Raw genomic sequence first — 26,944 nt, 5'->3', positions numbered from 1 at the left:
GCCCGGCCGCCCCACCGGCCCTTCGATCCCATGACTGGCGAAACCGCGGCGGCCGTCGAGCGCCGCCCCCCCACTGTCGATCCCATCGCCGAGACCCGCATCCAGCAGGGCACGCCGGCCTTCCGCCGCACCGCGCTGGCACTGTTCCTGGCCGGCTTCTCCACCTTCGGCCTGCTGTACACCGTGCAGCCGCTGCTGCCCGAGTTCAGCCGCCACTTCGGCGTGTCCGCCGCAGGCAGCGCGATGTCGTTGTCGCTGACCACCGGCACGCTGGCGGTGGCGATGCTGTTGGCCGGCCTGCTGTCCGATGCGGTCGGCCGCCGCCCGTTGATGATTGCCGCGCTGCTGGCCTCGGCCATGCTGTCGCTGAGCACGGCGCTGGTGGACGACTGGACCACGCTGCTGGTGCTGCGCACCCTGCTTGGCCTGGCGCTGAGCGGCGTGCCGGCAGTGGCGATGACCTACCTGGTCGAGGAGATGGACAGCCGCGCGCTGGGCCTGGCGATGGGCCTGTACATCGGCGGCAACGCCATCGGTGGCATGAGCGGGCGCCTGCTGGCCGGCATCATCGCCGATCACTGGGGCTGGCGTTGGGGCATCGGCGTGGTCTCGATCATCGCCATCGCCAGTACCGTGCTGCTGTGGCTGCAGCTGCCGCCGTCGCGCCATTTCAGCGCGCGACGCGATGGCCTGCGCGAGTTGCCGTCGCGCTGGCGCACGCTGTTCGCCGACCGGGGCCTGCCGTGGCTGTTCGCCACCTCGTTCGTGCTGATGGGCGTGTTCGTCACCCTCTACAACTACCTGGGCTATCACTTGCTGGCGCCGCCGTACCACCTCAGCCAGACCGTGGTCGGGCTGATCTTCAGCGTGTACCTGGTGGGCACCTTCAGTTCGGCGTGGATGGGCCAGCAGGCTACGCGGTACGGGCGCGGCCGCATCCTGTCGATCTCGTTCGCGCTGATCGGCGCCGGCATCGCGCTGCTGGCGATGCCGTGGCTGAGCACGATGGCACTGGGCATCGCGCTGGTGACCTTCGGCTTCTTCGGTGGCCACTCGGTGGCCAGCAGCTGGGTCGGCAGCCGTGCCGGTACGATGCGCGCGGAAGCGTCGGCGCTGTACCTGTTCGCCTACTACCTGGGCTCCAGCGTGCTGGGCGGGGTGGGTGGCCTGGCCTACGCGGCCTGGGACTGGCTGGGCGTGTGCGCGTTCGCTGCCGTGCTGACCCTGATCGGGGGCGGCATCGTCTGGGCGCTGCAGCAGCGCGCGCCGCAGCCGGTCACGGCCTGACGCCAGCCTCGCGTTCCGCACGGGCGCGGCGTTGCTCTGGTAGATGCCGACCTTGGTCGGCGCTCTGGCACGGCAGCCAACCAAGGTTGGCGTCTACCAAACCTAGGTGGGTGGCACTTCACCCTTCGGCGAACGCCCCGCGCAACAGCCCGGCGAAGTTGCGGATCAGCGGCGTCACCCCCTCGCGGTGCCATGCCAGCTGCACCTCCGAATGCGCACCGGCATCGGCCAGCGCCACGAAGCGCGCGCCTTCCACGCGGATGTGATCGCAGGACGAGGGCAGGATCGCCGCACCCAGGCCTGCAGCCGCAAGACTGATCAATGTCGATGCCTCACCAGCTTCCTGCACGATGCGCGGCGTGAACCCGGCGGCCGCGCACAGCGCGATCATGTGGTCATGGATGCCCGCGCCCGCGCTGCGGCGAAATGCCACGAACGGCTCCTGCGCGAAGTCGCGTAGCGACAACGTGCCCTGCTTCGACAGCCTGCGCAGGGCAGGGTGGTCGGCATGCACGATCAACGCCAGTGGATCGACGAACAGGCTGTGCGCCACCAGCTCCGGCGGCAATGCGCGCTTGCGGATGATGCCCACGTCCAGTGAACCGTCGAGCAGCGCATCGATCTGCTGCAGCGTGTTCATCTCGCTCAGCTGCAGCCGCACCTGTGGGTACTGCTGGCGGTAGCGCAGGATCGAACGCGGAATCTGCGGCGACAGCGGCGTGGCCCGGGTCAGGCCGATACGCAGTTCGCCCTGCTCGCCGCGCTGCGCGCGCTGTACCTCGTCCACCGCGGTTTCCACCTGCTGCACGATGGCCCGTGCGCGCTCCTGCAGCAGCTCACCCGCAGGCGTCAGCTGTACACGACGATGGCTGCGCACGAACAGGCGCGCCCCGATCAGGTCTTCAAGCTGGCGGATCTGCTGGCTGAGCGGCGGTTGCGACATGCCCAGCCGCTCCGCCGCCTGGCCGAAGTGCAGCGTATCGGCAACGGCGAGGAAGTAACGCAGGTGGCGGAGTTCGATGGACATGGGTGCAGTCTATTCATCGCCAGCCGGAAATGGGGTCAGATCCGTTTTCCTCCGGAAAACGGATCTGACCCCGGTCACCCGTCATCCACGCATGGCGTGGATCTACCGTGTCGACCGAGGTCGACACCCACCCACACCGCCCCGCCATCTACGGAATGCCCGCTTTTGACGTTGCCGTTGACGTTGATTCGGCAGGTGCAGGGCGCAGCCCTGCCGAACACCCCTCACCGCTCCGAATGCCCGCTCTGGTCGTAATCGCGCGGACTGAACAACTCCGGCTGGATCAGCTCGATGAACGCGCGCGCCTGCGCCGACAGCGCCTTGCCCCGGCGCACGATCACCCCGTAACTGCGCTCGGGGAACCAGCGCTTCATCGACCGCGCCGCCAACCGCTCGCGGTCGGCCTCGTTCAGGCACAGCGCCGGCACGATGGAAATGCCCATGCCCATCGCCACGTACTGCTTGATCACCTCCCAGCCGCCCACTTCCAGTGCCACGGTGTAGGCGATGCGGTGGCGCTGGAATACCTGGTCAACCAGCCGGTAGGTGATCTGCCGCTTCGGCGGCAGCACCAGCGGGTAGCGCGCGATGTCGGCCAGCTCCAGCTCGCCGCCACTGGCCAGCGGATGGTCGTGCGGCGCGATCAGTACCTGCTCGAAGCGGTAGGCCGGGGCGTAGGTCAGGTCGGCCGGTACATCGGTCATCGAACCGATCGCCAGGTCGGCGGCGTCCTCGCGCAGCAGGTCGGTGCCATCGGCGCTGATCGCGTTGTGCAGGGTCAGGCGCACGTCCGGGTGGTGCAGGCGGAAGCGCTCGACGATCTTCGGCAGCAGGTACAGGATCGTCGAGCTGTTGGCGGCGATGTTCAGCTCGCCCGCATCCAGGCCGCGCACCTTGTCGCGGAAGCGCGCCTCCAGCCCGTCCAGGTTCTCCACCAGCGGCTGCGCCATCTCGTACAGCAGCTGGCCCTCGCGGCTGGGTACCAGGCGGCGCCCACTGCGCTCGAACAACGGCACCCCCAGTTCCCGTTCCAGGGCCTGCAACTGCAGGCTGATGGCCGGCTGGCTGACGAAAAGTGCCTCAGCCGCCCGTGAGACCGAGCCCAGGCGCACCGTCTGGCAGAACGCACGCAATGGCTTCAGCCGGTCGGATTTGTAGGAAAAACGCGGACTTGGCGGGGTGCGTGTGCTCATCGTGTCACGAGTATTAGCACAACTTATGTCGAACATTGCAAAAACTGTTTTGCCAAATACTCCGGCCCAGCGGCACCGTGGAGACGTTCCCCCACCGCTGGAGTCGCCCCATGTCCGCCGTCGCTTCCGCTGTTCCCACCCCTGCCAGCAAGGCTACCCCCGGCATCGCCCTGGCGACCCGCGTGGCCGGCCAGGACACCGTGCTGCCGGCGCCGCTGCTGGCCCTGCTGGTGTCGCTGCACCGTGCGGTGGAACCGGGCCGGCAGGCACGGCTGCAGGCGCGCCGCGAGCGCCAGGCGTTCTTCGACCAGGGCGGCCTGCCGGACTTCCGCGAGGACACCGCTGCGATCCGTAGCGGCGACTGGCGCGTTGCGCCGCTGCCGGCCGCGCTGCAGGACCGCCGCGTCGAGATCACCGGCCCGACCGATCCGAAGATGGTCATCAACGCGCTGAACTCCGGCGCCAAGGTGTTCATGGCCGACTTCGAGGATTCGACCTCGCCGACCTGGCGCAACCTGCTGGCCGGGCAGCAGTCGCTGGCCGCCGCGGTGCGTGGCGATCTCGACTACACCGCCCCCAATGGCAAGCACTACACGCTGCGCCCGTATGACGAGCAGGCGGTGCTGATCGTGCGCCCGCGTGGCTGGCACCTGGACGAAAAGCACGTGCGCATCGATGGCCAGTTCATCGCCGGCGGCCTGTTCGACGCGGCGGTGTTCGCCTTCCACAACGCCCGCACCCTGCAGGCGAAGGACCGCGGCCCGTACTTCTACCTGCCCAAGCTGCAGAGCATGGAAGAGGCGGCGCTGTGGGAAACCGCGCTGTCGCACATCGAAGGCATGCTCGGCCTGCCGCACGGCCAGATCAAGGTGACCGTGCTGATCGAAACGCTGCCGGCGGTGTTCGAGATGGATGAGATCCTGCACGCGCTGCGTGACCGCATCGTCGGCCTGAACTGTGGGCGCTGGGACTACATCTTCTCGTACCTGAAGACCTTCCGGCGCCACGCCGACCGCGTGCTGCCCGAGCGCGGCCAGGTGACCATGACCCAGCCGTTCCTGAAGGCCTATTCGGAACTGCTGATCCAGACCTGCCATCGCCGTGGTGCACATGCGATGGGTGGCATGGCCGCGCAGATTCCGATCAACAACGATGCCGCCGCCAACGAACAGGCGATGGCCCGCGTGCGCGCTGACAAGCTGCGCGAAGTGACCGCCGGCCACGACGGCACCTGGGTCGCGCATCCGGCGCTGATTCCGGTGGCGATGGCGATCTTCGACGAACACATGCCCGGTGCGAACCAGCACAGCGTGCTGCGCCAGGATGTGTGCGTCGGCCGCGACGAACTGATCGCACGGCCGCCCGGCACCATCACCCGCGCCGGCTTCGAAGGCAACGTGGAAGTCTGCGTGCGCTACCTGGCGGCATGGCTGGATGGCAACGGCTGCGTGCCGATCCACCACCTGATGGAGGACGCGGCCACCGCCGAGATCAGCCGCAGCCAGTTGTGGCAGTGGCTGCATACGCCGGGCCAGCAGCTGGACGATGGCACCGCCATCGACCTGGCACTGCTGGATGCCACGCTGGCTCAGCTGCCGGCACGGCTGGGTGACACCGCCACGCTGCCCGGTGGCGCACGCATCGGCGAGGCCATCGCCCTGCTCGGCGAACTGAGCCGCAGCGACGAACTGACCGATTTCCTGACCCTGCCGGCCTACGCGCGCATCGACTGATCGCCGCCCGCGTTTCCCGCCGTTTCCCTCCCCGCTGCACGCACGAACCGAACTGGAGAAAGACATGAGCAAGCTGCCCACTGCCGAACAGATCCAGCACGACTGGGATACCAACCCGCGCTGGGAAGGCATCCAGCGCAACTACAGTGCCGCCGACGTGGTGCGCCTGCGCGGCACCGTCCACATCGAGCATTCGCTGGCCCGCCTGGGTGCGGAGAAGCTGTGGGCGTCGCTGCATGAGCGCGAGTTCGTCAACGCGCTGGGTGCATTGACCGGCAACCAGGCCATGCAGCAGGTCAAGGCGGGCCTGAAGGCGATCTACCTGTCCGGTTGGCAGGTGGCGGCCGACGCCAACCTGGCCGGGCAGATGTATCCGGACCAGTCGCTGTACCCGGCCGATTCGGTGCCGGCAGTGGTCAAGCGCATCAACAACACGCTGCTGCGCGCCGACCAGCTGCACCACGCCGAAGGCAAGGACGACATCGACTTCCTGCAGCCGATCGTCGCCGATGCGGAGGCCGGTTTCGGCGGCGTGCTCAATGCGTTCGAGCTGATGAAGGCGATGATCGAGGCCGGTGCCGCCGGCGTGCATTTCGAAGACCAGTTGGCGTCGGTGAAGAAGTGCGGGCACATGGGCGGCAAGGTGCTGGTGCCGACCCGCGAGGCGATCGAGAAGCTCAATGCCGCGCGGCTGGCCGCCGATGTGCTGGGCGTGCCGACCCTGCTGGTGGCGCGCACCGATGCCGAAGCGGCTGATCTGCTGACCAGCGACATCGACGGCAACGACAAGCCGTTCACCACCGGCGAGCGCACCGTCGAAGGCTTCTACAAGACCCGCAACGGCCTGGACCAGGCGATCAGCCGTGGCCTGGCCTACGCGCCCTACGCCGACCTGGTGTGGTGCGAGACCGGCAAGCCGGACCTGGAATTCGCACGCAAGTTCGCCGAGGCGATCCATGCGAAGTTCCCGGGCAAGCTGCTGGCCTACAACTGCTCGCCCAGCTTCAACTGGAAGAAGAACCTGGACGACGCCACCATTGCGAAGTTCCAGCGCGAACTGGGCAGCTACGGCTACAAGTTCCAGTTCATCACCCTGGCCGGGTTCCATGCGTTGAACTACGGCATGTTCAACCTGGCCCACGGCTACGCACGCCGCCAGATGAGCGCGTTCGTCGAGTTGCAGGAAGCCGAGTTCGAAGCGGCCGAGCGCGGCTTCACTGCGGTCAAGCACCAGCGCGAGGTCGGTACCGGCTACTTCGATGCGGTGACCCAGGCGATCCAGCAGGGCCAGTCGTCGACCACCGCGCTGACCGGCTCGACCGAGGAAGAACAGTTCCATGGCGGGCGCAGCGAACGCGCGGCGTGATGCGGCGCGCCGCGTGATCCGGTGGTGCCGGCCGCTGGCCGGCAACCCATCGATGTTTCCGAAGCCCATGCAGTTGCCGGCCAGCGGCCGGCACTACCGGGCTCCGGGTGATCAGGGTGGCCAGGGAAGGGCCAGACAACGCCGGCCGGTCGGGGGACCTGCCGGCGTTGTTGTATCGATGCAAGGGCGCAGCACGCGCGGAGCGTCAATCAGGCGCACCCCGGTGCCGGCAACTTGGCCGAAACCCTGTGAAGCCCGGCATCGGATTGATCCAGCAGGAGTTTTGCCCGGACACCCGTGACCAGAACGGGCCATCACCGATCTTCACATCAATCAAGATCGGCAGAAGGGTCAAAATGAGATAGGGCGCACACTTTAAAGCGGTGCTATGCTCCGCGGCTCACCAGGGGACGCTGGCGGCGGGTGCAGGGAATGACCGGCAGGGGTGCGGCCGAGAACAGTGATGTGACGACAGGTATCGCCCGGGTGGCGATGGCCGAGATCGTGCACGCTCTGTTGTCCGATGCCGAGGTGGCATTGTTCGCCAGATTCGCCCGCGCATGCAAGCTCCGTGCCGGACAGTGGCTGTTCCAGCGTGGCCACCGCGGCGAGCGCATGTATGTGATCCTCGAAGGCCAGATCGAACTGGACTTCGGCGAGGACCTGGTGATCAAGACGCTCGGGCAGCACGAGTTCTTCGGAGAACTGGGCCTGTTGGTCGGCGACCACCTGCGCAGCGCCAGTGCGCGCGCGCTGGTCGACTGCGATGTGCTGGAGCTGGGCCCGGCCGATTTCCATCGGCTGGTCGAATCCGATCCCGGCCTGGTGGCCTATTTCCTGCGCCGCACGATCATGCGCGTGCTGGCCAACGAACAGGCACTGATCGCACAGCTGCGCCGGCGCAACCACGATCTGGAAACCGCGCTGGACAATCTGTACATCACTACCCATCAGTTGACCCACACCCGTGAGCTGGTGCGTACCGATGAACTGACCGGGCTGCACAACCGGCGAGGCCTCACCCTGTACCTGCAGGAGTGCCGCGAGCGGGCCGAGGGGCCGCCGCAGGCGCTGCTGCTGATCGATTGCGACCGCTTCAAGCAGATCAACGACCGCCACGGCCACCAGGCCGGCGACCGCGTGCTGCAGAGCATGGGCAACATCCTGCGCTCGATGGCCGGCGAGCAGGACCTGGCCTGCCGGCTTGGTGGCGATGAGTTCTGCCTGATCCTGCGCCGTGGCAACCGCGAGATCGTGCAGCACGCGGCCGAGTTCATCATCAGTGCGGTGCATGGCCTGCTCGAGCGCAGCCATGGCACGCCGCATGTGAGCCTGGTCAGCATCGGCGCCTGCCTGCTGGCGCCGGAGGCAGGCTGGAGCGAGTGGTATGCCTGCGCGGATCGTGCGCTGTACCAGGCCAAGCGCGATGGCGGCAACTGCCTGCGCTGGGCGGATGATCCGGACGGCCAATAGGGAGAGGCAGGCGATGAATGGCGACAACGGAACGTCAGCCCCGCATAGCCCACAGCTGCGCGCCCTGCTGTTCACCGATCTGTGTGATTCGCTGCAGCTGGTCGAGCGGATCGGCGATGTGGCGGCGGCAAGCCTGTTCCAGGAACACGATCGCCTGGTACTGGTGCTGCAGCAGCGCTGGAACGGCCAGCTGATCGATCGCTCCGATGGCTTGTTCATGCTGTTCGAGCGCGCCGTCGACGCACTGGGCTTCGCCCTGGACTACCAGCGCGAACTGCACGCGCTGGGCCAGCAGCGCGCGATTGAACTGCGCGCGCGCGCCGGCCTGCACGTGGGCGACGTGCTGACCTGGGAGAACAGTACCGAGGCGGTCCGTGCCGGTGCCAAGTCGATGGAGGTGGAAGGCCTGGCCAAGCCGATGGCGGCGCGCCTGATGATGCTGGCCCGCCCCGGCCAGATCCTGCTGTCGGCGGTGGCCGAATCGCTGACCCGCCGTGCCACCGATGCACTGGGCGAGCGTGGCACGCGCCTGCTGTGGAAATCGCACGGGCGCTGGCGCTTCAAGGGCGTGCCGGTGGTGCAGGAAGTGATCGAAGTGGGCGAGATCGGTTCGGCGCCGCTGCGCATGCCGCGCGCCAACGCCAAGGCGCGCCGCGACCTGCCGCTGTGGCGGCAACCGCTGGTGCTGGCCGCCGAAGGCCTGATCCTTGCCGCGGCCGTGCTGGGCGGCTGGCTGCTGCTGCGGTCGGAGCCGGCCATTGCCTTCGCCGAACGTGACTGGGTGGTGCTTGGCGATGTCGACAACCTCACCGGCGATCCGATCTTCGATGACTCGATGCGGCACGCGATCCGGATCGCGCTGGAACAGTCGCGCTACGTGAACGTGCTGTCGGAAGGCAAGATCCGCGAAAGCCTGGAAATGGCGCGGCTCTCGGGCGATACCCGGCTCAACCGCGATACCGCGGTCGATGTGGCGGTGCGGGAGGGCGCGCGCGCGGTGCTGCTGCCGACCGTGCGGCAGAAGATCGGTGGCTACGAGCTGGCCATCGATGTTGCCGCACCGGGCAGTGGCCAGGTGATCCAGACCTTCACCGCCACCGCCGATCGATCCGACCAGATGGTGTTCGCCGTGGACGACGTGGTCGGTCGCCTGCGTCGCGGACTGGGCGAGTCGGTGGCCAGCCTGGAGCAATCCCTGCCGCTGCCGCGCGCCTCGACCCAGGACCTGCGCGCACTGCGTGCGTTCGCGCTGGCCGAGAGCGCACTGGGTCAGCGTCGCTTCGAAGAAGCACGCAACCTCTACCAGGCCGCGATCGACATCGATCCCGGTTTTGCCTTGGCCTACATGGGCGTGGCCAAGCTGCATGCGCGCACCGCGCAGGTCGCGGACGCGCGTGACGCGCTGGAGCACGCGCTGGCCCAGCAGCAGCGCCTGCCCGCGCGTGAGCGCCTGTACCTGAAGGGCTGGCAGGCCGAACTGGAACCCGGTGGCTGGCCGCTGGAACAGTGGCGTGCACTGGCCAAGATCTATCCGGATTCGTTTGCTGGGCTGTCCAATACCTCCTGGGGGTTGCTGCAGGACAATCGCTTCACCGAGGCCGAGCCCTATGCGCGCGCCGCGACGGTGCCTCAGGACCCGTTGCGGCTGTATCCGACCATCCATCTGGCGCGGGCACAGCTGGGCCTCGGCCAGCCGCAGCAGGCAATGCGCACCTTGCGCCAGGCACGGATGCTGCGCGGCAATGACGAGGCCGACGACCTGGATGTGGACGTGCTGGTTGCGCAGGGCCTGGATGCACAGGCGCAGCAGCTGTTGATGCGGTTGCCGCGGGGGGACGACCTGCAACAGCGCATGCGCCTGCGGGCCCACCTGCTGGTGGCTGCGGAGCAGCGTGATTGCAGCAGTTTGCATGCCGCGATTGCTGCGGACGGTCCAGCACCGGATCTGATCGACTACCAGATCCATCAACGCCTGCAGCACGCCACCGTGACCACGCTGTGCACGGCCGGCGATGCGAAGGAGCTTGAATCCATTGCCGCCGTGCTGCGGCCGCTGCTGCGGAACAACGACGACTCCGCCGTGGGCAGCCGCAGCCTGCAGCTGCTGGCCCTGACTTATCTGGCCCAGCGCCAGGGCCAGCATGCGCTGGCCGCAGAGTGGCTGCGCGACCATGGCGAACTGCTGGAGCGGCAGCGCAGCCCTGTGGTGGGCAAGTGGCGTCGGGTTGTGTTGGCGATGGCCGAACTGGCGCAACAGCGTCCGCGGGCGGCACGCCATCTGCTCGAGCCCACCTTTGATGGCAGCGAACCTGTGCAGGCCCACGTTGTGCTGCTGCAGGCACTGCGTGCCGAGCAGGACACTGCCGGCGTGCGTCGCGAGCAGGCCTGGCTGGCCCGGCACCACGGCCAGGCCATTGCCGAGGTGGCGTCCATGCAGGTCTGGCAACCCCTGAATGTGCACGACATCGCCACCGAGGCGACGTCGGTGCGAGTGTCGCGCTGATGCGGACTCAGGCGTTGACGCGCTCGTCGATGCGGTCGGCTTCGAAGCAGAACACCACGGTCATCGAGGCGGTCGAGGTACTCAGGTACGCATGCAGCGAATCACGGGTGCGGCTCAGCTCCTCGACCGAGGCCAGGGTGCCGATCTTCATGCAGTCGTTTTCGCCAACGGCACCGTCCAGCCCGATCGAGGCCAGGGCCTTGGCCGGCGAAGCGGTGAAGTGGCTGCGGAACGCTTCGCTGCCGATCAGGTGGTCCAGCAGGGTGCTGGCGTCGGCGGCGGAAAGACGGGGATGGCTCATGGGGATTGTCCGTAGGTGGAGCTACTCGTATCGGCCGCGACAGCCCGCCATTGAGGGCCGCGCTGTGCACGTCGCTAAAGTTGGCCGCGCTGCGGTCGTTGCTGCTATGCCGGCTGTGCGGCACAAGGAAGGAAACCGATGCGCCTGCGCCGCTGCGCCAGCCTGATGTTCGAGCCTCGCGAGGCGGTCACCCTGGACCTGCGCGCGATGCTGGCCGGCCACGCCGAGATGGACAGCCAGATCAGCTGGGTGGCGCTGGCCGCCCACCTGGACCAGCCACTGCCGGTGGACGCCGAGGAGCGCCAGCTGCTGGGCGGGCTCAGCGCGCACCGCTGGAGCGAACCGCCCGCCGATGCCTGCCCGGCCATGCTGGCCCGCCTGGTCGAACAGGGCCTGCTGTTGACCGACCCACCGAGCGAGGTGGGGCACCAGATGCGCGACGAGGCGCTGCGGCGCAGCCAGTGGTGGCCATTGGCTGCGCTGGCCCATCGCCATGCGCGCTGGCAGGCCGTGGACAGCGTGGAGGACATGCGCCGGCAGGGGTTGGACACCGCGGCCGGCCTGCGCCAGCGCCTGGGGCCGCCACCGCCGGTGGTGCAGCCGATGCAGGGCGACTACCAGCCGCTGCCGCGCAGCGAAGAGGCCGCGTTCGATGCACTGCTGGCGCGTCGCACCACCTGCCGCAATTTCGACCCGCAGCGCGCGTTGCCGCTGCCACTGCTGGCCCAGGTGCTGCAGCGGACGTTGATGGCGCACGCGGTGCAGAAGGTCGAGCGCGATACCGAGTTCCTGAAGAAGAACGTGCCTTCCGGTGGCGGCCTGCATCCCACCGAGGGCTTCCTGCTGGTGCAGAACGTGGAAGGATTGGCACCGGGCTTGTACCACTATCATCCGGTGCAGCACGCCGTGCTGCCGCTGCCCTCGCCACCGCCGCAGGCGTTGCCTGCGATGGCGCGGCGGATGCTGTCCGGGCAGGCGTGGTTCGCCGATGCGCCAGCGCTGCTGGTACTGGCACCGCGTTATGACCGCTGCTTCTGGAAGTATCGCAACCATGCCAAGGCGCACCGTGCGGTGACGCTGGACGTGGGCCACATTTCGCAGTTGCTGTACCTGTGCGCCACCGAGCGCGGGCTGGCAGCATTCGTGACAGCGGCGATCAACGATGCCGATGTCGATCGTGCTTTTGGGTTCGATGGCATCGGCCAGAGCGCGATGGCCATCTGTGGCCTGGGCTGGCGCAGTGCCACGCTGGACACGGCCGAATTCGATCCGGCCGGGCGGGTGGCGACGGGCGACGACCGCTGAGCGGCCGTCGCCCCGGCGATCAGGTCGCCTCGAAGTCCACCAGCACCGCGCCGTCGCCGACCTGGTCGCCGGCCTTGGCACGGTAACCCTTCACCGTGCCATCGGCCGGTGCCTGCAGGGTGTGCTCCATCTTCATCGCTTCCAGCACCACCAGCGGCGTGCCGCGCTTGACCTCGGTACCGGCCGCGACCAGCGTGGCCACGATCCTGCCCGGCATGGGTGCCAGCAGGCTGCCGGCGTCGGCCACGGCGTGGTCCGATTCACCCACTGGATCATGCAGGGTGAAGCGGTGCTGGCCGTCGGCGCCGAACAGGTACAGCTGGTTACCGTCGCGCAGCAGCTGCAGCGACCCGCGGCGCTCGCCCAGCTGCACCGTCAGTCCGTGCACATCGGCCGTGCCGATCACCCGCACCGGTGCAGCGTCATCGCACTGCACGCGCCAGCCATCGGCCTGCGCCCACACCTTCAGCGTGTGCTTGCGTTCGCCCTGCTGCAGCGGCACTACGCGCGGCGCGGACGCACCGAGGCGCCAGCCATCCTGTGACCGCCACGGCGAATGCGGATCGCGCACGTCGGTGCTGGCGGGCGCCGTGCTTGCCACCGCGGCCACGGCGGCCAGCAGCCACAGGTCCACACCCGCGTCGCCCACGGCACTCAATGCCGCCTGTTCGCGTTCGATCAGCGCCGTATCCAGCCTGGCGTGCGCGAACGAATCGGTATTCACCAGGCGGCGCAGGAAGCCGGCGTTGGTGGTCACGCCCACCACCTGGCAGTCGGCCAGGGCCTGGCTCATGCGGCGCAGCGCGGCGTCGCGGTCCACGTCCCAGACGATCAGCTTGGCGATCATCGGATCGTAGTACGGGGTGATGCTGTCACCTTCCTCCACGCCGGTATCGACGCGCACGTTGGCCGACGCTGCCGGCAGGCGCAGGCGGCGCAGGGTGCCGGTGGAGGGCAGGAAGCCACGGTCGGCATCCTCGGCGTACAGCCGCGCTTCGATCGCGTGGCCATGGATGGCCAGCTGGTCCTGGCGCAGCGGCAGCGGTTGGCCCGAAGCCACGCGCAGCTGCCACTCCACCAGGTCGGTGCCGGTGATGTATTCGGTGACCGGGTGCTCGACCTGCAGGCGGGTGTTCATTTCCATGAAGTAGAAATCGCCGTCCGGGCCGGCGATGAATTCCACCGTGCCCGCACCCTCATAGCCCACTGCGCGTGCGGCATCGACCGCGGCCTTGCCCATTGCAGCACGACGTTCCGCGCTCATGCCCGGCGCGGGTGCTTCTTCCAGCACCTTCTGGTGGCGGCGCTGCACCGAGCAGTCGCGCTCGAACAGGTAGACCGCCTCACCGTGGCTGTCACCGAACACCTGGATCTCGATATGGCGCGGGCGCTCGACGTACTTCTCGACCAGCACGTGGTCGTTGCCGAACGCCGAGGCCGCCTCGCGCTGGCAGCTGGCCAGCGCATCGACGAAGTCCTCGCTGCGTTCGACCTTGCGCATGCCCTTGCCACCGCCACCGGCGCTGGCCTTGATCAGCACCGGGTAGCCGATGCCATCGGCCTGCGCGCGCAGGAAGTCCGGCGCCTGCTGGTCACCGTGGTAACCCGGCGTCAGCGGCACACCGGCCTTGGCCATCAGCGCCTTGGCCGCGCTCTTGTCACCCATCGCGCGGATGGCGCTGGGCGGTGGCCCGATGAAGGTGATGCCGGCGGCGGCACAGGCATCGGCGAAGTCGGCATTCTCGGACAGGAAGCCGTAACCGGGGTGGATGGCCTGTGCGCCGGTAGCGCGCGCGGCGTCAAGCAGGGCATCGCCACGCAGGTAGCTCTCGCGTGCGGCGGCCGGGCCGATGTGGACGGCTTCGTCGGCCAGGCGCACGTGGCGTGCGTTGCGGTCGGCATCGGAATACACCGCCACGGTGGCGATGCCGAGGCGGCGGCAGGTGGCGATGACGCGGCAGGCGATTTCGCCGCGGTTGGCGATCAGGACTTTGCTGAACATGGCAACGTGCTTCATAGGAGCGTGCTCGGTCATGGCACGGGTCACATGCGGAACACGCCGAAGCGCGTCTGCTGCGGGGCGGCGTTGAGGCTGGCCGACAGCGCCAGCGCCAGCACCTGGCGGGTGTCGGCCGGATCGATCACGCCGTCGTCCCACAGGCGCGCGCTGGCGTAGTACGGGTGGCCCTGCTGTTCGAACTGGTCGCGGATCGGTGCCTTGAAGGCATCCTCTTCCGCCGCCGGCCACTGGCCGCCCTTGGCTTCAATGCCATCGCGCTTGACCGTGGCCAGCACACTGGCGGCCTGCTCGCCGCCCATCACGCCGATGCGCGCGTTCGGCCACATCCACAGGAAGTTCGGCGAGTACGCACGGCCACACATGCCGTAGTTGCCGGCACCGAACGAGCCGCCGATCACCACGGTGAACTTGGGCACCCTGGCACAGGCCACCGCCATCACCAGCTTGGCGCCGTCCTTGGCGATGCCGCCCTGTTCGTACTTGCGGCCGACCATGAAGCCGGTGATGTTCTGCAGGAACACCAGCGGGATGTTGCGCTGGGTGCACAGCTCGATGAAGTGCGCGCCCTTCAGGGCCGACTCGGAGAACAGGATCCCGTTGTTGGCGATGATGCCGATCGGGTAGCCGTTCAGATGGGCGAAACCGGTCACCAGCGTTGCGCCGTAGCGCGGCTTGAACTCGTCGAAGCGCGAGCCATCCACCAGCCGCGCGATCACTTCGCGAACGTCGTAGGGCTTGCGCGTATCGGCCGGGATCACGCCATACAGCTCATGGGCCGGCAGCAATGGCGCTTCAGGGGGCCGCACCGCCATCGCCGGTTCCGGCTTGCGCCAGTTGAGCTGGGCGATGATCGCGCGCACCCGTGCCAGTGCCTGCAGATCGTTGTCGGCCATGTGGTCGGCCACGCCGGAGATGCGGGTGTGCACGTCGGCGCCACCCAGTTCCTCGGCCGTGACCACTTCACCGGTGGCCGCCTTCACCAGCGGCGGGCCGCCGAGGAAGATCGTGCCCTGCTCGCGCACGATCACGGTCTCGTCGCTCATCGCCGGCACATAGGCGCCACCGGCGGTGCAGCTGCCCATCACGCAGGCGATCTGCGGAATGCCCTGCGCCGACAGGTTGGCCTGGTTGTAGAAGATGCGGCCGAAATGGTCGCGGTCGGGGAAGACTTCGTCCTGCAGCGGCAGGAACGCGCCACCGGAATCGACCAGGTAGATGCACGGCAGGTGGTTCTGCTCGGCGATCTCCTGCGCGCGCAGGTGCTTCTTCACCGTCATCGGGTAATAGGTGCCGCCCTTGACCGTGGCGTCGTTGGCCACGATCACGCATTCCACGCCGCTCACCCGGCCGATGCCGGCCACCACGCCCGCGGCGGGCACGGCGTCTTCATACATGCCGTGCGCGGCCAACGGCGCGATTTCCAGGAAGGCGCTGCCGGGGTCGAGCAGGGCGTCGATGCGGTCGCGCACCAGCAGCTTGCCGCGCGCGGTGTGCTTGGCGCGTGCCGCCTCACTGCCACCCAGCGCGGTGCGCGCGAGGGTGGCATGCAGGTCGTCGACTACGGCCTGCATGGCCGCGCGGTTGCTTTCAAACGTTTCGCTGCCCGGTTGCAGCTGGCTGTTCAGGACGGTCATCGCGGTGGCCTTACAGGGTGCGCTGGAACAGTTCGCGGCCGATCAGCATGCGGCGGATCTCCGAGGTGCCGGCGCCGATTTCATACAGCTTGGCGTCGCGCCACAAGCGGCCGGTCGGGTATTCGTTGATGTAGCCATTGCCGCCGAGGATCTGGATCGCCTGGCCGGTCAGCCAGGTGGCCTTCTCGGCGGCGTACAGGATCGCACCGGCGGCGTCCTGGCGGGTGGTGCGGCCCTGGTCGCAGGCGCGCGCCACGGCATAGACATACGCGCGGCAGGCACCCAGGCCCACGTACATGTCGGCGATCTTGGCCTGGATCAGCTGGAAGCTGCCGATCGGTTCGCCGAACTGGTGGCGCTCGTGCACATAGGGCATGACCACGTCCATGGCCGCGGCCATCAGGCCCAGCGGGCCACCGGACAGCACCACGCGCTCGTAGTCCAGGCCGGACATCAGTACGCGCACGCCACCGCCGACCTGGCCCAGCACGTTCTCTTCGGGAATCTCGCAGTCCTGGAACACCAGCTCGCAGGTGGGCGAGGAGCGCATGCCGAGCTTGTCCAGCTTCTGCGCGGTGGAGAAGCCCTTCATGCCCTTCTCGACCAGGAACGCGGTGATGCCCTTGGCACCGGCCTCCATGTCGGTCTTGGCGTAGACCACCAGCACGTCGGCATCCGGGCCGTTGGTGATCCACATCTTGTTGCCGTTGAGCACGTAGCGGTCGCCGCGCTTGTCGGCGCGCAGCTTCATCGACACCACATCCGAACCGGCACCCGGTTCGCTCATCGCCAGCGCGCCGACCAGGCTGCCGTTGCACAGGCCGGGCAGGAAGCGCTGCTTCTGTTCTTCGTTGCCGTTCTTGCGCAGCTGGTTCACGCACAGGTTGGAGTGCGCGCCATAGGACAGGCCGATGCCGCCGGAGGCGCGCGAGATTTCTTCCATCGCCACCACGTGGGCCAGGTAGCCCATGCCGGTACCACCGTATTCTTCTTCCACGGTGAGGCCGAGCAGGCCCTGTTCGCCCAGCTTCGGCCACAGGGCCAGCGGGAACTGGTTGCTGGCATCAGCCTCGGCGGCCAGCGGTGCGACCTCGGCGGCGGCAAAATGGGCCACGCTCTGGCGCAGCAGGTCGATGTCTTCGCCAAGATCGAAGTTCAGGGATGGCACGTGCATTGTGGTGGCTCCACGGCGGGATGGCAGGGAATGGACGCACCCGGCGGGGGAGCGGGCGGCGGTCGGCAGGACCGCCACCCGCACGGGCGATGGCCCCAGCGTAGCGGGGTTCGGATAAGAAGTGAATACGAATTCAAAAATTGAAACTAGAATCAGAACATGGCCTATAAACGCTCTGCATTGATGGAAGAACGCCTGGCGGGCGCCCGTGAACGGATCCTGCTGGCCACCCGCGAGCTGGTCGCCACCGGCGGCTGGCGCAACGCCCCGGTGACCGCCGTGGCGACCCAGGCGGGGGTGTCCACCGGCCTGATCTATCGCCACTTCCCGTCCAAGGCCGAGCTGTTCGTGGAGGTGCTCAACGCCGCGGTGGCCCACGAGGTCGCGATCATGGAGCGCATCGCCAGCGGTCCGGAGGTGGCCAGCGAGCGCCTGCGGCTGGCAATCACCGCCTTCGTCCGCCGCGCCCTGGCCGGGCCGGGGCTGGCGCACGCCTTCATCGTCGAACCGGTCGATCCGGACGTGGAGGCCGAGCGCATGCGCGGACGTCGCGCGTTCGGCGACGTGTTCCTGCGGCTGGTGGAGGAAGGCGTGGCCGCCGGTGAGCTGCCGGCGCAGGACGCGCATGTGGCCGCCGCGTGCCTGGTCGGCGCCTTCACCGAAGCGATGGTCGGTCCGACCGCGCCCAGCCGCGAAGCGCACCGCGACGAAGACGCGCTGGTGGATGCGATCTGCAGCTTCTGCCTGCGCGCGATCGGTGCCCCGGTAATCCGGTAGCGCCGGCCGCTGGCCGGCTTCTGTTGCTGGGGTCAGATCCCTTTTGCGGCGCAAAAGGGATCTGACCCCATCCCCGACCCCAGCCCCCGGCATGTTGCGCCGCACCAGCAGTGACGCCTGTTGTCGCACGCAAGGCGCGTTCTATACTCGGTCCATCACGCAGTCGCTCAGCCGTGGTCCAACGACTATCAGCCAGGGGTAACGAAGAGTGCGGAATTACGATCTGGAGTTCCTGAAACGCTTCTCCATGGTGATCGCGCTGCTGGCGACCATCACCCTCGGCCTCATCCTCCTTGCCGCCTACATCCACACCCGGATTCCGCCCGAGGTGTCGCCCACTGCGGCCAAGCGCACCGAACAGCGCATTTCGCCCACCGGCGCGGTCTATGCCGGCAGCACCGGCGCCGCCGCGCAGGCCGCGGCCAAGGCCGCCGCGCTGGCCAAGGCGGGGTCGCAGGTGGCCTACGGCGGCACCAAGGATGGCAAGGTGATCTTCGACAACCTGTGCACCGCCTGCCACACCAACGGTGTGGGCATGGCACCGACGCTGGACCATTCGCATTGGGACAAGCGCATCGCGCAGGGCAAGGACACCCTCTACAAGCACGCCATCGAGGGCTATACCGGCCCCGACGGCGGGATCATGCCGCCCAAGGGCGGCAACCCGGCGCTGACCGAAGAACAGATCCACGCCACCGTGGACTGGATGCTGGGCAACCTGAAGTAACCGCCGCAACGCGCCGCTTCCTGTAGAGCCGAGCCCGCGCTCGGCTGCTCTCCGCGCGGTGTGGCCAGGTGCAGCCGAGCATGGGCTCGGCTCTACGATCCCCCGGCTTTGCCCACCGAGGCCTGATCGCTCATATGCCCCCGCTGCGCAGGCGGGGTTTCGCATTTCAGGGTTAGTCTGTGCGCCTCTTCCATGGAGTCGCCCGTTGATGCGCCGCCGTTCCCTCGCCCTTGCCCTGTCCCTGCTGCTGCCGGCCGGCGCCTTTGCCCAGGCCCAGCCGCAGGCCACGCCGGTCGCGCCGCCCTCCGTCGCGCGCGGCAGCGCCACTGTGGTGCTGACCGCTGCGCCGGCCGACTGGCGCGCGCTGGATGGGCAGCGCGTGCGCATCGCCGCGCCGCTTACCCTGGCCGGTACCGATGGCCTGCAGCACTTCGGCCAGCTCACGGTGGCGTTCGATGGCCGCCTCTGGCAGCCGACCGAAGTGGCCGCGCCGGGCACTGCCGGCTATGAGCAGGTGATGGCCGACAACCAGCGCCGCCGCCTGGTGCTGGAGGATGGCAGCGATGCCCGCGACCCCGCCAGCGTGCCCTACCTGCCGGGCAACCCGGTGCTGCGCACCGGCATGCAACTGCGCAATGTGGAGGGCATCGTGCGCGTGGACGCGCAGGGCCATCCGCGCCTGCAGGTCGAAGGCGCGCTGAAGCTGCCGGAACTGAAGCGCCCGGCAGTACCCACGGTGCCGGGAAGCCTGCACGTGGCCGCCTTCAACCTGGAGAATTTCTTCAATGGTGACGGCCAGGGCGGTGGCTTCCCGACGCTGCGCGGCGCGCGCACGCTGGACGAGCACAAGGCGCAGCTCGCCAAGCTGGTCACCACGGTCAATGCGTTGGGCGCCGATGTCGCTGCGCTGATGGAACTGGAGAACGACGGCTACGGCCCGCAGTCGGCCATCGCCGAACTGGTCGATGCGCTCAACCGCGACCGCGGCGCGCAGGGCGACTGGCGCTTCGTCGACGCCGGCAACGGCCCCGGCGACAACCCGATCCGGGTCGGGATCATCTACCGAAGCACGCGCCTGCAGCCGGTCGGCAAGCCGGCCACGCTGACCGGCGGCCCGTTCGTCGAGCACAGCCGCGTACCGTTGGCGCAGGCCTTCCAGGGCAAGCAGGGCGCGCCGTTCGTGGTGGTTGCCAACCATTTCAAATCGAAGGGTTGCCGTGACGCGGCCGGTGCCGACGCCGATCGCAACGACAATCAGGGCTGCTGGAACGCCACCCGTGTGACGTCGGCGCAGCAGCTGCACGCCTGGCTGCAGACCGATCCGACCGGTACCGGCGCCAGGGACGCGGTGCTGCTGGGTGACTTCAATGCCTACGCGATGGAAGACCCGATCCGCGCCCTGCATGATCTGGGCTGGCAGGACGCGTTCAAGGTTGCCAAGGTCGAGCATCCCTACAGCTACGTCTACAACGGCTACACCGGCCGCCTCGACCACGCCCTGCTGAACCCGGGCATGGCCAGGCGCCTGCGCGGTGCCGCCGAATGGCACAGCAACGCCGACGAGCAGGACGCCAGCGGCTACCAGGGCCGCAACGTGCAGGGCCCGTGGCGCAGCTCCGACCACGACCCGCTGCTGCTGGGCTTCGACAAGTAACGCGCCAGGCCGGGGTCGGATCCCATTCCCACGGAATGGGCTCTGACCCAAGGCATCGCGGGGTCTGAGGCGTAGGGGTCAGAGCCCATTCCGTGGGAATGGGATCCGACCCCGGGTATCGCTCACCCCCAGGCGATCATCCCGATCGCCAGCACCGCCAGTGCCAGGCCGGCGCGGTTCCACTTCGTGGTGGCCTCGCCGAAGGCGAGCACACCCACCAGCGCGCCCAAGACCACCACCCCGATGTTCATGCCGGCGAACACGGTGGCCGGGCTGTCCGGCATCGCCTGGTGCGCGTGTACATAGAAGAGGATGTTGCCGCCATTGAGCAGGCCCAGCAGCGCGCCCGCGCCCAGGTTGCGCCAGGCCAGCCGGCTGCGGCCACGCGTATGCCGCCACAGCTGCACTGCCAGCATCAGCACGAAGGCGACGCTGAAACTGGCCAGCACCGCCGCCATCGACGGCGTGCCGGACAGCGCCACCTGCTTGAGCAGCACGTCCACCACTGCGAATCCGGCCCATACGCCCAGCAGCCAGCCCCAGCCGCCGGGTGAGGACGCCACCGCCGGGCCGCGCGGGCGCAGGCTGATGGCCACCATCGCCAGCAGGCCCAGGCCCAGGCCGGCCAGTTTCCAGGGCGTTGCGGTCTGGCCGAAGCACAGGAAGGCGGCGGCCAGGGAAAGCAGCAACGACAGCCGCTGCGCCACGTCGCTGCGGACGATGCCGGCCACCGCCACCGCGCGGCCCAGTACCAGGAAGATCGAGGGCAGCACCACCGCCAGCGCCAGCAGTGACGGCCACGGCGCACGCGGCGCGCGCAGAGCATCCAGCGGTGGCTGCAGCACCACGGCGGTGAGCGTTGCCGCCACCAGATAGTTCCAGGTGACCATCTGCGCAACATCCAGCTGGCGGCGTGCGGCCACCTTCAACAACACCGAAACCAGCACACTGCAGATCACGGCCAGTGACAGATAGAGCATGGGGCGGGCACAGGGCAGGGGCGGGGGACGGTATCATGGTGCCATGCACAAGCCCTTGTTCCCCGTCGCCCCCGGCGAAACCGCCTGCCTCGAACTGGACGGCCCGGCCGGCCCGCTGGAAGTGGTCGTCGACCTGCCCAAGGCCGATGTGCCGGTGCAGCCGATCGTGGCCATCGTCTGCCATCCGCTGTCCACCGAAGGTGGCACCCTGCACAACAAGGTGGTCACCATGACCGCCTCCACCCTGCGCGAGCTGGGCATCGCCACGGTGCGCTTCAACTTCCGCAGCGTGGGTGGTTCGGCTGGCACCTTCGATGGCGGCGTGGGCGAGCAGGATGACCTGAAGGCCGTCGCGGCCTGGGTGCGCAGCCAGCGCCCGGACGACCGCCTGTGGCTGGCCGGTTTCAGCTTCGGTGCGTTCGTGTCGCTGAAGGCCGCCGCCACGCTGCAGCCGGAAGCGCTGATCTCGATCGCGCCGCCGGCCGGTCGCTGGGATTTCGACGGCATCGCGCCGCCGGCGCGCTGGCTGGTGATCCAGGGCGAGCAGGACGAGATCGTCGACCCGCAGGCCGTCTACCAGTGGCTGGACACGCTGGACGCCCCGCATGAGCTGGTACGCATGCCCGAGACCAGCCACTTCTTCCACCGCAAGCTGATCGACCTGCGCGGCGCGCTGACCCACGGCGTCAAGCACTGGCTGGGCGCGGCGGCATGAGTGCACCCGAGCTGACCCCGTCGCAGCGGTATGCGGAAGGGGTTGCCCGTGGCGACTGGCAGAACGATCCGGCCCAGCATGCGGCGCTGGCCGAGCTGGACCGCATCCACCTGGGCCTGCTGGACAGTGCCGAGGATGGCTGGCTGGACCGCCTGTCTTCGTTCTGGAAGAAGCCCGAGCCGATCAAGGGCCTGTACTTCTGGGGCGGCGTCGGCCGTGGCAAGACCTTCCTGGTCGACCTGTTCTACGACGGGCTGCCGATCAAGCAGAAGTACCGCACCCATTTCCACCGCTTCATGCGCAGCGTCCATGAGCGCCTGCGCGAGCACCAGGGCCAGAGCGACCCGCTGGCGAAGATCGCCCAGGAATGGCGCAGCAACCTGCGCGTGCTGGTGCTGGACGAGTTCTTCGTCACCGACATCGGCGATGCGATGCTGCTGGCGCGGCTGCTCGAGCGCCTGTTCGCCGAGGGCGTGACCCTGGTCACCACCTCCAACACCGCAGTGGAGAACCTGTACCTCAACGGCCTGCAGCGCGAGAGCTTCCTGCCGGCCATCGGCCTGCTGCAGCGCTTCTGCGTGGAGCTGTACGCCGAAGGTACCGAGGATTACCGGATGCGCGCGCTGACCCGCTCGCCGGTATACCGCGCACCGCTGGCGGCCGACAGCGACGACTGGCTGGCCACGCGCTGGAACGAGCTGAGCGGCGGCCAGCCGGCCAAGCCCGGCAACATCGAGATCGAGGGCCGCAAGATCCCGGTGCGTGGCCGCGGCAAGAGCATTGCCTGGTTCGATTTCGCCGCGCTGTGCGAAGGCCCGCGCGGGCCCTCGGATTACATCGAGATCGCGCACGAGTTCAACACGGTGCTGCTGGGCGGCATTCCCGCCTTCGACCGCTTGAATGAGGATGCCGCGCGCCGCTTCGTCAACCTGATCGACGAGCTGTACGACCGCCACGTCAACCTGGTCTGCACCGCCAGCACCTCGCCGATCGAGCTGTACACCGGCCAGCGCCTGCAGGGCGCGTTCGAACGCACCGCCTCGCGCCTGATCGAGATGCAGAGCGCCGAGTACCTGGGTACCCCGCACCGGGCGTGAGGGCGGTTTACTGTAGAGCCGAGCCCACGCTCGGCTGCTTCTGGATGATGTGCCGAAAGGGAGCCGAGCATGGGCTCGGCTCTACAGCAGCGCCGCGCAGCTATCGGGAAGGCGCCACCGCATTCCCACGCGGCCGCTCATCCGGCCCGGCCGACACCTGCAGGCCCGAGCCATCGCCGTGCTCCACCCGAACGCTCTCGCTGCGCTCCAGCAGCCGCAGCGGTTGGCCTTGGTAGCGCACTTCCAGCGCGTCATGGGTGTCGGCCAGCGACTGCACCAGCGGGCACAGCGACTGTGCTTGGGCCTCGATGCGTTCGGCGCGGCCTTCCAGCTGCTGTTCCATCTGCGCGTCCAGACGGTCGGCGCGTGCCTCCATCGCATCGCTGCGTCCGGTGAAGATCTGCCACAGCATGCTGCGGGCGATGGAGGCGGACAGCGACTCGGCCATGTCCTGCACCTTGGCCTCGAAGCCTGGCCCGAACACAGCCTGTTCCCAGTAGCCCTTGCCCAGCGTGCCGCCGATCCAGTCATCGGCCTGCCGGCGCAGGCGCCGGACCTTGCGGCTGTTGGCGGTACCGGTGAGGCTTTCATAGACCCCGTCGAGCACGTCGAAGCTCAGTCCGCTCACTTCATGGGCCAGCGCCGTGGCGGCCGGCATCAGCTGCCGTGCCCCGGCCTCCATCTGCCGAAGGCGGGCCGCGTCGGCCTCGCTGACCGGCACGACCGTGTCGTCCAGGCTCAGCACGCCATCGTGGAACACCACCTCGTGCGGTGCCTGCGGGCCATGCCGCAGCCAGATGCCACCGCTGTCCACCAGCACGTCATAGTCGGTGTGGATACCGCACTGGTCCGCGCGCAGCTTCGGGGTGTCAGCGGCAATTGCAGGTACGGTGACCACAGCAGCCAGCAGGGCCAAGGCGGGTGCTGACAGGCGCATGGTGGAATCCTTTCCGGTCATTGCAGGACCCCAGCATCCCGCGTTCGGCAGGCGCCGTCACCCGCCGAAAGTCACTGCGCGATGGCGATTCGTCCGGCCATACCGGCTTTCCCACCGGCTGCCCACCACCTATCCACAGGGTTGTCCCTAGCCAGTTTCATCACTGTCATGTGAAGCTGTCATTGTTCCGTTTTCGCGGTGCGTTGTGCCACCGCAATGACGCCTTTCGGACTTGACTGCGCAGCCCGTTCCGGCAGGTCTGAAGCGTCTGATCAGGGCGCCGATGGCACGATCCTTGCGGCGCAAGGGATTGCCGAATTTCACTACATTTGGCGTTGACGGACCCCATTACCCCCACTATCTTGTGGCCGTCGGTCGCAGCAACCCCCATTCCAGGGGTTGCCCCGGGGTACCCATCCGCGATCGTCAACGGCAGTGGCAGGCGCAGGGTCTCATCCCCTGCGACGCCGTCCTGCCATCCTGGGCTGTCATGTCCCGGGCCGCGTCACCCGATGCATCGAGCACCCCCAAATCACGCCAAGAGGACACACGCCGTGAGCACCGAATCCAGCGCCACCATCGAGAAGGAAAGCGAATTCCTGTTGACGTCGCCGCCGACGGCCAACGCGATGAGTGTTACCAAGCGCAATGGGACCACCGAACTGGTGGACCTGAACAAGATCGTGCGTGCGGTGCAGCGTTCCTCCGAAGGCCTGCACGCCGTCGACCCGATGCGCGTGGCCACCCGCACCATTTCCGGCCTGTACAACGGTGCCACCACCCGCGAGCTGGACGAACTGTCCATCCGCACCGCCGCCCTGCTGATCGGTGAAGAGCCCGAGTACGGCCGTCTCGCCGCGCGCCTGCTGGCCAACTACATCGCCAAGGAAGTCTCGGGCCAGGAAATCTACGCCTTCTCGCAGTCGGTCAGCCGTGGCCATGAAGTCGGCCTGATCAACGACCGCCTGCTGAACTTCGTGCAGACCAACGCACGCAAGCTCAACGATGCCATCGACATCTCGCTGGACCTGAACTTCGATTACTTCGGCCTGCGTACCCTGTACGACCGTTACCTGCTGCGCCACCCGCACACCCGCAAGGTGATCGAGACCCCGCAGCAGTTCTTCCTGCGCATCGCCAGCGCGCTGAGCGAGGACGTGTCCGAGACCCTGGCGCTGTACAAGCGCATGGGCAACCTGGACTACCTGCCGTCCAGCCCGACCCTGTTCAATTCCGGCACCACCCACGAGCAGCTGTCCTCGTGCTTCCTGCTGGACTCGCCGCAGGACTCGCTGGAATCGATCTATTCCAAGTACGGCGACATCGCCCAGCTGTCGAAGTTCTCCGGCGGCATCGGCGTCAGCTACACCCGCGTGCGTTCGCGTGGTTCGCTGATCAAGTCGACCAACGGCCATTCCAACGGCATCGTGCCGTGGCTGAAGACCATGGATTCGTCGGTGGCCGCAGTGAACCAGGGCGGCAAGCGCAAGGGCGCGGCCTGCGTGTACCTGGAAACCTGGCACGCCGACATCGAAGACTTCCTCGAGCTGCGCGACAACACCGGTGACGAAGCCCGTCGTGCGCACAACCTGAACCTGGCCAACTGGGTGCCGGACCTGTTCATGAAGCGCGTCGAAGCCGACCAGGAATGGTCGCTGTTCGATCCGCGCGTCGTGCCGGAGTTCACCGACCTGTTCGGCGAAGCCTTCGAGCAGGCCTACCTGCAGGCCGAAGCCCAGGGCAAGGCCAACCGCACCATCTCCGCGCGCAAGCTGTATGCCCGCATGATGCGTACCCTGGCCGAGACCGGCAACGGCTGGATGACCTTCAAGGACAAGTGCAACCGCGCCAGCAACCAGACCCTGCGCCCGGGCAACGTGATCCACCTGTCCAACCTGTGCACCGAAATCCTGGAAGTCACTTCCAACGATGAAACCGCCGTGTGCAACCTGGGTTCGATCAACCTGGGCAACCACTTCGACGAGCACAACGAGTTCGACTTCGACAAGCTGGCCGAGACCGTTCGCCTGGCCGTGCGCCAGCTCGACCGCGTCATCGACCTGAACTTCTACCCGATCGAAACCGCCCGCCGCGCCAACCTGCGCTGGCGTCCGGTCGGCCTGGGCTGCATGGGCCTGCAGGACGTGTTCTTCCGCAAGCGCCTGCCGTTCGACAGCGCCGAAGCCCGCGCCCTGTCGAAGAAGATTGCCGAAGCGATCTACTTCCACGCGCTGGAAACCTCCTGCGAGCTGGCCCAGGAACGTGGCAAGCACCCGTCGTTCAACGACACCCGTGCCGCCGGTGGCGAACTGCAGTTCGACGCCTGGAACGTGGTGCCGGAAGACACCGCGCGCTGGGATGCCCTGCGCGCCCGCATCAAGGAACACGGCCTGCGCAACTCGCTGATGATCGCGATCGCCCCGACCGCGACCATCGCCTCGATCGCCGGCTGCTACGAGTGCGTCGAGCCGCAGGTGTCCAACCTGTTCAAGCGCGAGACCCTGTCCGGTGACTTCCTGCAGGTCAACCGCTACCTGGTCAACGAGCTGAAGAAGCTGGGCCTGTGGACCGCCGACATGCGCGATGCCATCAAGCTGGCCGAAGGCTCCATCGCCGGCGTTGCACAGATTCCGGAAACGCTGCGCGAGGTCTACCGCACCGCGTGGGAACTGCCGATGCGTTCGCTGATCGACATGGCCGCCGAGCGTGGCGCCTTCATCGACCAGTCGGCCTCGCTCAACCTGTTCATGGAAAGCCCGAACATCGGCGCGATGTCCTCCATGTACATGTACGCCTGGAAGCAGGGCATCAAGACCACCTACTACCTGCGTTCGCGCCCGGCCACCAAGATCGCCAAGACCACGGTCAGCGCTGCGGCCCCGGCCAAGGTGTTCAGCCCGGACGAAGCCATCGCCTGCTCGCTGGAAAACCCGGAAGCCTGCGAGGCCTGCCAGTAAGACACCGCGCGGTGGGTGCCGACCGTTGGTCGGCACTCGAACACCTCGCACCTGTAGAGCCGAGCCATGCTCGGCTGCGGAAAA

20 protein-coding genes are annotated in these 26,944 nt (G+C 67.9%); 12 read left to right on the top strand and 8 right to left on the bottom strand.

What is annotated here, in order from left to right:
* Positions 1-30: 30 nt before the first annotated feature.
* Positions 31-1,287: an MFS transporter gene (locus AC5P8F_RS15015; RefSeq protein ID WP_111206829.1), complete on the top strand. Its 1,257-nt coding sequence runs from the start codon at positions 31-33 to the stop codon at positions 1,285-1,287.
* A 118-nt stretch (positions 1,288-1,405) separates the two neighbouring features.
* On the opposite strand, the gene AC5P8F_RS15010 is transcribed toward AC5P8F_RS15015, so the two are convergent.
* Positions 1,406-2,314, bottom strand: a complete 909-nt coding sequence (locus AC5P8F_RS15010) for a LysR family transcriptional regulator (RefSeq protein ID WP_014645561.1) — start codon at positions 2,312-2,314, stop codon at positions 1,406-1,408.
* Positions 2,315-2,538: 224 nt separating this feature from the next.
* Positions 2,539-3,507 carry a LysR family transcriptional regulator gene (locus tag AC5P8F_RS15005; protein ID WP_046427979.1) on the bottom strand — a complete coding sequence of 323 codons (969 nt, stop codon included), beginning with the start codon at positions 3,505-3,507 and terminating at the stop codon, positions 2,539-2,541.
* Between the two features lie 110 nt (positions 3,508-3,617).
* On the opposite strand from AC5P8F_RS15005, the gene aceB reads away from it, so the two are divergent.
* The 4 genes from aceB (at position 3,618) to AC5P8F_RS14985 (ending at position 10,582) form a co-directional block, all read left to right on the top strand.
* The gene (gene aceB / locus AC5P8F_RS15000; protein ID WP_049404592.1) at positions 3,618-5,240 is read left to right on the top strand and encodes a malate synthase A; all 1,623 of its coding nucleotides are present in this window, start codon (positions 3,618-3,620) and stop codon (positions 5,238-5,240) included.
* A gap of 64 nt (positions 5,241-5,304) precedes the next feature.
* Positions 5,305-6,606 carry an isocitrate lyase gene (aceA, locus tag AC5P8F_RS14995; protein ID WP_019661879.1) on the top strand — a complete coding sequence of 434 codons (1,302 nt, stop codon included), beginning with the start codon at positions 5,305-5,307 and terminating at the stop codon, positions 6,604-6,606.
* A 432-nt stretch (positions 6,607-7,038) separates the two neighbouring features.
* A complete protein-coding gene (locus AC5P8F_RS14990; protein WP_046427986.1) occupies positions 7,039-8,079 on the top strand; it encodes a GGDEF domain-containing protein in 1,041 nt (346 codons plus the stop codon).
* Between the two features lie 13 nt (positions 8,080-8,092).
* The gene (locus tag AC5P8F_RS14985) at positions 8,093-10,582 is read left to right on the top strand and encodes a putative peptide modification system cyclase (protein WP_180834779.1); all 2,490 of its coding nucleotides are present in this window, start codon (positions 8,093-8,095) and stop codon (positions 10,580-10,582) included.
* A 7-nt stretch (positions 10,583-10,589) separates the two neighbouring features.
* On the opposite strand, the gene AC5P8F_RS14980 is transcribed toward AC5P8F_RS14985, so the two are convergent.
* Positions 10,590-10,883: an NHLP-related RiPP peptide gene (locus AC5P8F_RS14980; RefSeq protein ID WP_014645567.1), complete on the bottom strand. Its 294-nt coding sequence runs from the start codon at positions 10,881-10,883 to the stop codon at positions 10,590-10,592.
* 138 nt (positions 10,884-11,021) lie between these two features.
* Between AC5P8F_RS14980 and AC5P8F_RS14975 the strand changes: the two genes are divergently transcribed.
* Positions 11,022-12,188 carry a putative peptide maturation dehydrogenase gene (locus AC5P8F_RS14975; RefSeq protein ID WP_046427993.1) on the top strand — a complete coding sequence of 389 codons (1,167 nt, stop codon included), beginning with the start codon at positions 11,022-11,024 and terminating at the stop codon, positions 12,186-12,188.
* A 19-nt stretch (positions 12,189-12,207) separates the two neighbouring features.
* Here the strand turns inward: AC5P8F_RS14975 and AC5P8F_RS14970 are convergent, their stop codons facing one another.
* The 3 genes from AC5P8F_RS14970 to AC5P8F_RS14960 are packed head-to-tail and all read right to left on the bottom strand — an operon-like array spanning position 12,208 to position 17,016.
* A complete protein-coding gene (locus tag AC5P8F_RS14970; RefSeq protein ID WP_495228470.1) occupies positions 12,208-14,223 on the bottom strand; it encodes an acetyl/propionyl/methylcrotonyl-CoA carboxylase subunit alpha in 2,016 nt (671 codons plus the stop codon).
* A gap of 8 nt (positions 14,224-14,231) precedes the next feature.
* Positions 14,232-15,842, bottom strand: coding sequence for a carboxyl transferase domain-containing protein (locus AC5P8F_RS14965; RefSeq protein WP_014645570.1), 1,611 nt, complete (start codon positions 15,840-15,842; stop codon positions 14,232-14,234).
* Positions 15,843-15,852: 10 nt separating this feature from the next.
* Positions 15,853-17,016 (bottom strand): isovaleryl-CoA dehydrogenase, encoded by a 1,164-nt coding sequence (locus AC5P8F_RS14960; RefSeq protein WP_014645571.1) that lies wholly within the window; start codon positions 17,014-17,016, stop codon positions 15,853-15,855.
* A 159-nt stretch (positions 17,017-17,175) separates the two neighbouring features.
* On the opposite strand from AC5P8F_RS14960, the gene AC5P8F_RS14955 reads away from it, so the two are divergent.
* The 3 genes from AC5P8F_RS14955 (at position 17,176) to AC5P8F_RS14945 (ending at position 20,174) form a co-directional block, all read left to right on the top strand.
* Positions 17,176-17,793 carry a TetR/AcrR family transcriptional regulator gene (locus AC5P8F_RS14955; RefSeq protein ID WP_014645572.1) on the top strand — a complete coding sequence of 206 codons (618 nt, stop codon included), beginning with the start codon at positions 17,176-17,178 and terminating at the stop codon, positions 17,791-17,793.
* A gap of 208 nt (positions 17,794-18,001) precedes the next feature.
* A complete protein-coding gene (locus tag AC5P8F_RS14950; RefSeq protein ID WP_495228468.1) occupies positions 18,002-18,520 on the top strand; it encodes a c-type cytochrome in 519 nt (172 codons plus the stop codon).
* A gap of 208 nt (positions 18,521-18,728) precedes the next feature.
* Entirely contained in the window at positions 18,729-20,174 is a 1,446-nt protein-coding gene (locus AC5P8F_RS14945) for an ExeM/NucH family extracellular endonuclease (RefSeq protein ID WP_049441793.1), read from the top strand.
* Between the two features lie 122 nt (positions 20,175-20,296).
* On the opposite strand, the gene AC5P8F_RS14940 is transcribed toward AC5P8F_RS14945, so the two are convergent.
* Complete coding sequence (locus tag AC5P8F_RS14940; protein WP_126411603.1) at positions 20,297-21,154, bottom strand: EamA/RhaT family transporter; 858 nt, start codon at positions 21,152-21,154, stop codon at positions 20,297-20,299.
* A 43-nt stretch (positions 21,155-21,197) separates the two neighbouring features.
* Here AC5P8F_RS14940 and AC5P8F_RS14935 point away from each other — a divergent pair, with 43 nt between their 5' ends.
* Positions 21,198-21,869 carry an alpha/beta hydrolase gene (locus tag AC5P8F_RS14935; RefSeq protein WP_014645576.1) on the top strand — a complete coding sequence of 224 codons (672 nt, stop codon included), beginning with the start codon at positions 21,198-21,200 and terminating at the stop codon, positions 21,867-21,869.
* Positions 21,866-22,966, top strand: a complete 1,101-nt coding sequence (gene zapE, locus AC5P8F_RS14930) for a cell division protein ZapE (RefSeq protein WP_049441797.1) — start codon at positions 21,866-21,868, stop codon at positions 22,964-22,966. The genes AC5P8F_RS14935 and zapE overlap by 4 nt, the downstream gene beginning before the upstream one ends.
* Positions 22,967-23,066: 100 nt before the next feature.
* On the opposite strand, the gene AC5P8F_RS14925 is transcribed toward zapE, so the two are convergent.
* Complete coding sequence (locus AC5P8F_RS14925; RefSeq protein WP_032956617.1) at positions 23,067-23,903, bottom strand: DUF2884 family protein; 837 nt, start codon at positions 23,901-23,903, stop codon at positions 23,067-23,069.
* A gap of 554 nt (positions 23,904-24,457) precedes the next feature.
* Between AC5P8F_RS14925 and AC5P8F_RS14920 the strand changes: the two genes are divergently transcribed.
* Positions 24,458-26,860 (top strand): ribonucleoside-diphosphate reductase subunit alpha, encoded by a 2,403-nt coding sequence (locus AC5P8F_RS14920; RefSeq protein ID WP_075076407.1) that lies wholly within the window; start codon positions 24,458-24,460, stop codon positions 26,858-26,860.
* Positions 26,861-26,944: the final 84 nt, after the last annotated feature.

This window comes from Stenotrophomonas sp. YJH_SMC_69 (genome assembly GCF_059370495.1).
The sequence above is the reverse complement of the archived record's forward strand: the minus strand, read 5'-3'. Positions and strand labels throughout refer to the sequence as shown.

What these genes read in the sequence shown, in the direction of transcription:
- AC5P8F_RS15015 (WP_111206829.1), top strand. Translation starts at nt 31, where the DNA reads ATGACTGGCGAAACCGCGGCGGCCGTCGAGCGCCGCCCCCCCACTGTC.
- AC5P8F_RS15010 (WP_014645561.1), bottom strand. Translation starts at nt 2,314, where the DNA reads ATGTCCATCGAACTCCGCCACCTGCGTTACTTCCTCGCCGTTGCCGAT.
- AC5P8F_RS15005 (WP_046427979.1), bottom strand. Translation starts at nt 3,507, where the DNA reads ATGAGCACACGCACCCCGCCAAGTCCGCGTTTTTCCTACAAATCCGAC.
- aceB (WP_049404592.1), top strand. Translation starts at nt 3,618, where the DNA reads ATGTCCGCCGTCGCTTCCGCTGTTCCCACCCCTGCCAGCAAGGCTACC.
- aceA (WP_019661879.1), top strand. Translation starts at nt 5,305, where the DNA reads ATGAGCAAGCTGCCCACTGCCGAACAGATCCAGCACGACTGGGATACC.
- AC5P8F_RS14990 (WP_046427986.1), top strand. Translation starts at nt 7,039, where the DNA reads ATGACCGGCAGGGGTGCGGCCGAGAACAGTGATGTGACGACAGGTATC.
- AC5P8F_RS14985 (WP_180834779.1), top strand. Translation starts at nt 8,093, where the DNA reads ATGAATGGCGACAACGGAACGTCAGCCCCGCATAGCCCACAGCTGCGC.
- AC5P8F_RS14980 (WP_014645567.1), bottom strand. Translation starts at nt 10,883, where the DNA reads ATGAGCCATCCCCGTCTTTCCGCCGCCGACGCCAGCACCCTGCTGGAC.
- AC5P8F_RS14975 (WP_046427993.1), top strand. Translation starts at nt 11,022, where the DNA reads ATGCGCCTGCGCCGCTGCGCCAGCCTGATGTTCGAGCCTCGCGAGGCG.
- AC5P8F_RS14970 (WP_495228470.1), bottom strand. Translation starts at nt 14,223, where the DNA reads ATGACCGAGCACGCTCCTATGAAGCACGTTGCCATGTTCAGCAAAGTC.
- AC5P8F_RS14965 (WP_014645570.1), bottom strand. Translation starts at nt 15,842, where the DNA reads ATGACCGTCCTGAACAGCCAGCTGCAACCGGGCAGCGAAACGTTTGAA.
- AC5P8F_RS14960 (WP_014645571.1), bottom strand. Translation starts at nt 17,016, where the DNA reads ATGCACGTGCCATCCCTGAACTTCGATCTTGGCGAAGACATCGACCTG.
- AC5P8F_RS14955 (WP_014645572.1), top strand. Translation starts at nt 17,176, where the DNA reads ATGGCCTATAAACGCTCTGCATTGATGGAAGAACGCCTGGCGGGCGCC.
- AC5P8F_RS14945 (WP_049441793.1), top strand. Translation starts at nt 18,729, where the DNA reads ATGCGCCGCCGTTCCCTCGCCCTTGCCCTGTCCCTGCTGCTGCCGGCC.
- AC5P8F_RS14940 (WP_126411603.1), bottom strand. Translation starts at nt 21,154, where the DNA reads ATGCTCTATCTGTCACTGGCCGTGATCTGCAGTGTGCTGGTTTCGGTG.
- AC5P8F_RS14935 (WP_014645576.1), top strand. Translation starts at nt 21,198, where the DNA reads ATGCACAAGCCCTTGTTCCCCGTCGCCCCCGGCGAAACCGCCTGCCTC.
- zapE (WP_049441797.1), top strand. Translation starts at nt 21,866, where the DNA reads ATGAGTGCACCCGAGCTGACCCCGTCGCAGCGGTATGCGGAAGGGGTT.
- AC5P8F_RS14925 (WP_032956617.1), bottom strand. Translation starts at nt 23,903, where the DNA reads ATGCGCCTGTCAGCACCCGCCTTGGCCCTGCTGGCTGCTGTGGTCACC.